Raw genomic sequence first — 6,463 nt, forward strand, 5'->3', positions numbered from 1 at the left:
GGGACGTTCAAAAACCTTGCATTATCCTTCTTGTAGTACATCTCTTGGTACAAAAAACAAGGGCAACAAAGCCTAAAACGACCGACTCCTGACGACCGGCTACTGACTCCTACCCCCAGGAAAAACTTTTTCAGCAGACCCTAATTATAAATTATACAGAGGTAGCAGCGGCTAAGTCTGGGTACTGGCGGTGCGGGACGGTGCTATGGCGATTTTACTACCCTATTCAGAAATCTTTGTCAAGTACAATTTATACCAAATTAGATGAGCTTACCCTGATAATTTATCTATCTCTTTATACTAAACTAATGTGTATTAAGCCAGTGGCTTGCTTGTTCTACAAATACTGTGGCGTATTCTCAGGCAATTTGTGTTTGTTCCCTAGTTATTTCAATAACTTGATCATAATCTCCTAATTGTCGTAAATCATAGGTAATTCTTAACGCTTTTGATAGTTCTAATGGTAATTCCCCTGTTTGAATAAAATGTTGAGAAAATTGCTGTCGTACCCCTCGATGACTACGAGTATTGATATTTTTAACTATTAACAGAGCTTGGACTGTACAATAAATGGCATAATAGCAACGAGAAATACAAGCACGATAATAATTTTTTTCAAGTAATAGGGTGGCCGCTTCTAATTCTTCATTAGCTTGATTGATATAGGACGAAATTTGGTTTTGGTTCACAGGACAATCCCTTCTCGGCGAATATTGTCCATTAATGGGGTTTGTCGATGTACAAAGTCTTCATCGGCGATGGGAATCAAAGAAATGAAGGTATTATATTTAAGGTCTAGTTGAGTAGCGATGTCTGCCATCCGAATCACTTCATCTCCAGGGGAAATGGGGCCTTTTAATACGACCATAATATCAATATCTGAGTCCTCATTGGCGTTACCCCTCGCTTGTGAACCAAAAAGGATGAGTTTTACTAACCGGTTTCCATAAAACTTTGCTAATTCTTGGCGAAATTCTTGTAGTATAGGCATTAGGGTTTGTAATTGAGCCATTGTTTTATTACCTAGAAATTATTGTATTTGGCAAAAAAATGTATTATGGTGGCCTGTGCTGATCGTAGCACTTCTAATTGATTTATGAGCATCACCGCCACCAGCGACTAACATCCCTAATACTTTGATACACTTCTCTTAAGGCAACCTCCCCCCCCAAATGAAGGATTAAAGGCGCTAAGTTGGAAATAGTTTCAAGGACATTAGAACGAGTGAGACTCCCCAAAGCCTGAAGGGTTGGGAACATCTCATTTTGGATTTTGGATTGGGGGATTGTCTGTGTGAACCAGTTTCAGGAGAAAACTTCCCATCTGTAGAAGGCGATTGGCGAAAATGGGATGCTCTCATCGCCTTTGAGGTTTTAATAGGTTTGAGGTTGAAAATTATCGGGAATATCTAATTCAAATACTTGGTCATGAATCCGAGCCACATAAAACCCTTCTTGCAGAATTTTTTCCCGTAATTCGTTGGATAAGTCAACCGATGCTAGTATGCCATAGAGTTTTTTTTCTTTGTGTTCAGGGAAAAAGCTGCGAAACCGTTGCAAAATACTTTTTAATTGTGTAATGTATTCCTCTCTAGCATGACTTTTAACCTCAACGATATAGGCAGTATTTAGCTCACCATTGGTATAGGCAAGAACATCAATTTCTAGGTGTTTTCCATCTTTACTGACTCGCACACTGGGACTGATAACTTCCATACCAAACCGTTGTCTGAGAATCGTTTCCATTGAGGGAAGGGCAAGTCCTTCGGTAAAGCTGCCGAATTTGGCACCGAGTCCGCCAATTTGCTGACCTAATTCTTTGAGTTGTTTGTCAGTTTTCTTCTGTTGTTGGGCGTTTTCCTTCTGTTGTTGACTAACTTCCTTCAATAGTAGGTCAGTTTCCTTGAGTTGTTTGTCAGTTTCCTTGAGTTGTTGGGCGTTTTCCTTCTGTTGTTGACTAACTTCCTTCAATAGTAGGTCAGTCTCCTTCAGTTGTTTGTCAGTTTCTTTTTGAGCAGTGGCTAATTCGGCTAAGATTCGCCATACGTCTTCTGATGTAGTTGCCATAGATAAATTTTTTCCTCTGATTTGGTCTATTACTATTTTACTTAATTTTGCCGATTCATGAAGAAAAAAGTGTTGCTGCCTTTGGGCAAGATAGAGCGATTACATTTAAATTTTTAATAAGGTCGAGGTTGAAAATTATCAGGAATATCTAATTCAAATACTTGGTCGTGAATCCGAGCCACATAAAACCCTTCTTGCAGAATTTTTTCCCGTAATTCTGGGGATAAGTCAACCGATGCTAGTATGCCATAGAGTTTTTTATCTTTGTGTTCGGGGAAAAAGCGGCGAAACCGTTGTAAAATACTTTTTAATTGTGTAATGGATTCTTCTCTAGCATGACTTTTAACCTCGACGATATAGGCAGTATTTAGCTCACCATTGGTATAGGCAAGGACATCAATTTCTAGGTGTTGTCCATCTTTACTGACTCGCACACTGGGACTGATAACTTCCATACCAAACCGTTGTCTGAGAATCGTTTCCATTGAGGGAAGGGCAAGTCCTTCGGTAAAACTGCCGAATTTTGCACCAAGTCCCCCAATTTGCCGTCCTAATTCTTTGAGTTGTCGGTCGGTTTCCTGTTGTCGTCGCTCGGTTTCCTTCTGTTGTCGGTCAGTTTCCTTGAGTTGTCGGTCAGTTTCCTTCTGTTGTTGGGCGTTTTCCTTCTGTTGTTGACTGACTTCCTTCAATAGTAGGTCAGTTTCTTTTTGAGCAGCAGTTAATTCGGCCTGAGCCGTCGCTAATTCGGCTAAGAGTCTCCATACGTCTTCTGATGTAGTTGCCATAGATAAATTTTTCCCTCTGATTTGGTCTATTACTATTTTACTGAATTTGGCCGATTCATGAATAAGAGAGTTGTTTTTCCTTTGGGGAAGAGGGCAATCGCATCTAAATTTTTAATAAGGTCGAGGTTGAAAATTATCAGGAATATCGAGTTCAAATACTTGGTCATGAATCCGAGCCACATAAAACCCTTCTTGCAGAATTTTTTCCCGTAATTCTGGGGATAAGTCAACCGATGCTAGTATGCCATAGAGTTTTTTATCTTTGTGTTCAGGAAAAAAGCGGCGAAACCGTTGTAAAATACTTTTTAATTGTGTAATAGACTCCTCTCTGGCATGACTTTTAACCTCGACGATATAGGCGATATTTAGCTCACCATTGGTATAGGCAAGGACATCAATTTCTAGGTGTTGTCCATCTTCGCTGGCTCGGACACTGGGACTAACAACTTTCATACCGAACCGTTGTCTGAGAATCGTTTCCATTGAGGGAAGGGCAAGTCCTTCGGTAAAGCTGCCGAATTTTGCCCCGAGTCCCCCAATTTGTTTGCCCAGTTCTTTGAGTTGTTTGTCAGTTTTCTGCTGTTGTCGGTCAGTTTCCTTGATTTGTTGGGCGTTTTCCTTCTGTTGTTGACTGACTTCCTTCAATAGTAGGTCAGTTTCCTTGAGTTGTTTGTCAGTTTCTTTTTGAGCAGCAGTCAATTCGGCTTGAGCAGTCGCTAATTCGGCTAAGATTCGCCATACGTCTTCTGATGTAGTTGCCATAGATGATTTTTTCCCGATGTCACCTATTCACTATTTTATCGGATTGCCGCGCTTGCCGAAGGCACTGGGGAGCAGACTGCTGATTCAATTGGGTAAGGTGGAGGCTAATTCATAGAACAAGAATCACCACCACAACCGACTCACCTCCCTAATCCCTTGATACACTTCTCTTCAGGCAACCTCCCCCCCAAAATGAAGGATTAAAGGGACTAAATTGGGAATAGAATTAACAATTATCTTCATTCTCTTTGATTTTTTGACTAATTCATGACTGGTTCGCTGAACGCTGGAAAATGCTAACGTTGATGGGTTATTCATTTGACAGATCATAGAGTTCTAAGCCTTGAATAAAACAAAAATCTCTCAAATTCAATGTATATAGCTTAATATTCTGCACTAATGCTGTTGAGGCAATGATAGAGTCAGGGATGTTGAGTTTGTGACTGAGGGAGTAGGTTTCCATTAAGTTAATAAATTGATTGGATATTGCGACATCTACAGGAAAGGTATGTAGCAATCCGGGATGTCTTTTGATTTTGTTGAGTTCATTTTTATTGATTGCTCCATAATATAATTCGGCTTGATTAATGGAACTAATGGCTAGTTGATTTAGTCCAATATGGCGAAGCTCTTCGATAATTCTATGGTTGTTTTTATAGAATTCAATGAGGATATTGGTGTCACATAAAATCATCGGTTTTCTTCTCGCCATGCTGCTTGACGGATAGATTCAGGCGTGATATTTCTGTTTTCCCACAGTCCTGCTAGGGCAAAGAAGTCTTGCTCGTTATCAGATAATGTTGTTTGATCTTCGATGATTTCTACAGAGTCAACAAAATCTAAAGCAGTTAAAATTTTAGAGAGTGTTTCTGCTTTTTCTTGGTCACGAATGTGTACGATTAGTTGTTTCATGGTAGTTTATTTTGCATTGATTTGATATTAATGATCATTGTCTAATTCTGTTTTTAGCCAATTAAGAATCGGAGAACTAATACGAATTCCATAATCAACTAACTGTTGTGATAAATCTAAAATTTCTTGTTTAGATAGATAACCTGCATAAAAACCAACCAAGAGAATTCCTAATGTTCCTTTGACGGGTAATTCCATAGCTTTGGCAACTCTTCTTGCTAATTTCTCATCTATAATTACCCAGTCTGGTTTGATTGAAATTGCCAAGAGAATAACTTCTAATTCTCCTCGATCTAATCCTAGTAATAGCGGTTCAAGAGGAGATGATGATGCAACTTCTTGAACTTGAATCCAATTGGCATTTTTGAGTTCTTTTGCCCCCGGTTTATTATCTCCAGCGATGACAATTTCTTGATAAACTGCCCAAGGAATAATCACTTCATTAAATAGCTGATTAAGAAGATCTAATTGATTAATCAAAGATAAGGCGATGATCGGTGTAGAATTAACAATTATCTTCATTCTCTTTGATTTTTTTGGCTAATTTACGGCTGGTTTGTATTTCTGATTCCCATTCTTCTGCTGTGTAATCAATAATGGAAAAACCATACTCAGAGAGAAGTGTATAAAATGTATATTTATCGCAGCCTAATACTTGTGCGCCGATTCCTGCTGAAATTTTTCCTTCTTGATAAAGATGCCCTAATGTATAAATGATAACTTTACGAGAGAATGTTTCTTTTTCTTCTCTGGCGGCAATGAGAAGTTCTTCGGGAAATGTTACGTTAATGTTCATGAGTGTTTAAAGATAATTTGTTTTTCTTGATTTTAGCAGGAATAATATCGCTAATTAATTGATGGTTGATAATTAAGATTCTCTATATTGTTCTCTTTAGTTGTTTATAAATTTCATCATCGTTTCGTTTGTCAATCAGCAAGATTTCTAGTGTTTGCTCCTCAACACGATAAACGATTCGATATTCACCAATATCGGCTCTATGATAAGAGTATCCTTTTAACTTTAGAGAATCTTGGGGATAGGGATTTGTTCTCAGTTCGGTTATTTTTGTGGCTACTTGTTTGGCGTGTTTATCTGGCAGTTTTTTTAAGCGTTTAGTTGCCTGTCGAGATAGGTTAATCTTAAGCATTTAAAATTTCTGACAGTAAAGCCTCACTTTCTGTTGTTCCGATAAAACCTTCTTGATGAGCTTTTTCTGCCTGTAAAGCCAAAAGTTGATTTTCTAACTCGGAAAATCTCTCAAATTCCTCGATTGACAGCACGACTGCAACATTACGTCCCTTTTTGGCTATCTGTACTGGTTCTCTTCGAGCCAAGTCTAACAGTTCGCCAAAGCGATTTTTTGCTTCTGAGGCTCCTAATGTTTTCATAAATAATTCTTCTAGAAACTAGCCATTATGACCATTTTAGCTATTATAGCAATTATTGACAGGGCAATCCTTCCACCAGCGACTCACCTCCCTAATCCCTTGATACACTTCTCTTAAGGCGACCTCCCCCCCAAAATGAAGGATTAAAGGCGCTAAGTTAGGAACAGTTTCGAGGAAATGAGGACGAGTGAGAGTTCCCAAAGCATGAAGGGCATTTTCCCAGAAAGATAAGTCAACATTAGCAGGGGTTAAGGTGGCGGTTAATGCTTTTAATAAGTTTGCACGGTAGCATTCATTCCCAATCCCTCTGGCAACTTCTAAGGCTTCGGGTAAAACTTCCGGTAAATGGGGAGCTAACCTGGTCAATGCCTCTGCACGGGAGTATTCATCCCCAATCCCTCTGGCAATTTCTAAGGCTTCGGGTAACAAACTTTCCGGTAAATGGGGAGCTAACCAGGTCAATGCCCAAGCACGGGAGTTTTCATTCCCAATCCCTCTGGCAACTTCTAAGGCTTCGGGTAAAACTTCCGGTAAATGGGGAGCTAACCC

11 protein-coding genes and 1 pseudogene are annotated in these 6,463 nt (G+C 39.3%); all 12 read right to left on the reverse strand.

From position 1 onward, the window contains the following. Positions 1 to 359 precede the first annotated feature (359 nt). A complete protein-coding gene (locus tag PX481_RS05150) occupies positions 360 to 689 on the reverse strand; it encodes a HEPN domain-containing protein (protein ID WP_002762465.1) in 330 nt (109 codons plus the stop codon). Then, positions 686 to 1,012: a nucleotidyltransferase domain-containing protein gene (locus PX481_RS05155; protein ID WP_002762463.1), complete on the reverse strand. Its 327-nt coding sequence runs from the start codon at positions 1,010 to 1,012 to the stop codon at positions 686 to 688. The genes PX481_RS05150 and PX481_RS05155 overlap by 4 nt, the downstream gene beginning before the upstream one ends. Before the next feature lie 361 nt (positions 1,013 to 1,373). Continuing rightward, the gene (locus PX481_RS05160; RefSeq protein ID WP_288093885.1) at positions 1,374 to 2,066 is read right to left on the reverse strand and encodes a DUF3782 domain-containing protein; all 693 of its coding nucleotides are present in this window, start codon (positions 2,064 to 2,066) and stop codon (positions 1,374 to 1,376) included. A gap of 113 nt (positions 2,067 to 2,179) precedes the next feature. Beyond that, a complete protein-coding gene (locus PX481_RS05165; protein WP_052275654.1) occupies positions 2,180 to 2,851 on the reverse strand; it encodes a DUF3782 domain-containing protein in 672 nt (223 codons plus the stop codon). Positions 2,852 to 2,962: 111 nt separating this feature from the next. Next, positions 2,963 to 3,613 (reverse strand): DUF3782 domain-containing protein, encoded by a 651-nt coding sequence (locus PX481_RS05170; protein WP_002760515.1) that lies wholly within the window; start codon positions 3,611 to 3,613, stop codon positions 2,963 to 2,965. Positions 3,614 to 3,923: 310 nt separating this feature from the next. Further along, entirely contained in the window at positions 3,924 to 4,307 is a 384-nt protein-coding gene (locus PX481_RS05175) for a type II toxin-antitoxin system VapC family toxin (protein WP_002760516.1), read from the reverse strand. Beyond that, entirely contained in the window at positions 4,304 to 4,525 is a 222-nt protein-coding gene (locus PX481_RS05180; RefSeq protein ID WP_002760517.1) for a hypothetical protein, read from the reverse strand. Before PX481_RS05180 ends, PX481_RS05175 begins: the two co-directional genes overlap by 4 nt. A 27-nt stretch (positions 4,526 to 4,552) precedes the next feature. Then, on the reverse strand, positions 4,553 to 5,047 hold the full coding sequence (locus PX481_RS05185; protein WP_002780146.1) for a PIN domain-containing protein: 495 nt from the start codon (positions 5,045 to 5,047) through the stop codon (positions 4,553 to 4,555). Then, positions 5,031 to 5,321 (reverse strand): UPF0175 family protein, encoded by a 291-nt coding sequence (locus PX481_RS05190; RefSeq protein WP_288093888.1) that lies wholly within the window; start codon positions 5,319 to 5,321, stop codon positions 5,031 to 5,033. Before PX481_RS05190 ends, PX481_RS05185 begins: the two co-directional genes overlap by 17 nt. An 82-nt stretch (positions 5,322 to 5,403) precedes the next feature. Beyond that, entirely contained in the window at positions 5,404 to 5,673 is a 270-nt protein-coding gene (locus PX481_RS05195; protein ID WP_002739840.1) for a type II toxin-antitoxin system RelE family toxin, read from the reverse strand. Continuing rightward, positions 5,666 to 5,914 carry a type II toxin-antitoxin system Phd/YefM family antitoxin gene (locus PX481_RS05200; protein WP_288093890.1) on the reverse strand — a complete coding sequence of 83 codons (249 nt, stop codon included), beginning with the start codon at positions 5,912 to 5,914 and terminating at the stop codon, positions 5,666 to 5,668. The genes PX481_RS05195 and PX481_RS05200 overlap by 8 nt, the downstream gene beginning before the upstream one ends. 36 nt (positions 5,915 to 5,950) lie before the next feature. Beyond that, positions 5,951 to 6,463 (reverse strand): annotated as a pseudogene (locus tag PX481_RS05205) (apoptotic protease-activating factor); the annotation flags it as partial.

The organism is Microcystis sp. M53603_WE2, assembly GCF_030065435.1.

What these genes read in the sequence shown, in the direction of transcription:
- PX481_RS05155 (WP_002762463.1), bottom strand. Translation starts at nt 1,012, where the DNA reads ATGGCTCAATTACAAACCCTAATGCCTATACTACAAGAATTTCGCCAA.
- PX481_RS05160 (WP_288093885.1), bottom strand. Translation starts at nt 2,066, where the DNA reads ATGGCAACTACATCAGAAGACGTATGGCGAATCTTAGCCGAATTAGCC.
- PX481_RS05165 (WP_052275654.1), bottom strand. Translation starts at nt 2,851, where the DNA reads ATGGCAACTACATCAGAAGACGTATGGAGACTCTTAGCCGAATTAGCG.
- PX481_RS05170 (WP_002760515.1), bottom strand. Translation starts at nt 3,613, where the DNA reads ATGGCAACTACATCAGAAGACGTATGGCGAATCTTAGCCGAATTAGCG.
- PX481_RS05175 (WP_002760516.1), bottom strand. Translation starts at nt 4,307, where the DNA reads ATGATTTTATGTGACACCAATATCCTCATTGAATTCTATAAAAACAAC.
- PX481_RS05180 (WP_002760517.1), bottom strand. Translation starts at nt 4,525, where the DNA reads ATGAAACAACTAATCGTACACATTCGTGACCAAGAAAAAGCAGAAACA.
- PX481_RS05185 (WP_002780146.1), bottom strand. Translation starts at nt 5,047, where the DNA reads ATGAAGATAATTGTTAATTCTACACCGATCATCGCCTTATCTTTGATT.
- PX481_RS05190 (WP_288093888.1), bottom strand. Translation starts at nt 5,321, where the DNA reads ATGAACATTAACGTAACATTTCCCGAAGAACTTCTCATTGCCGCCAGA.
- PX481_RS05195 (WP_002739840.1), bottom strand. Translation starts at nt 5,673, where the DNA reads ATGCTTAAGATTAACCTATCTCGACAGGCAACTAAACGCTTAAAAAAA.
- PX481_RS05200 (WP_288093890.1), bottom strand. Translation starts at nt 5,914, where the DNA reads ATGAAAACATTAGGAGCCTCAGAAGCAAAAAATCGCTTTGGCGAACTG.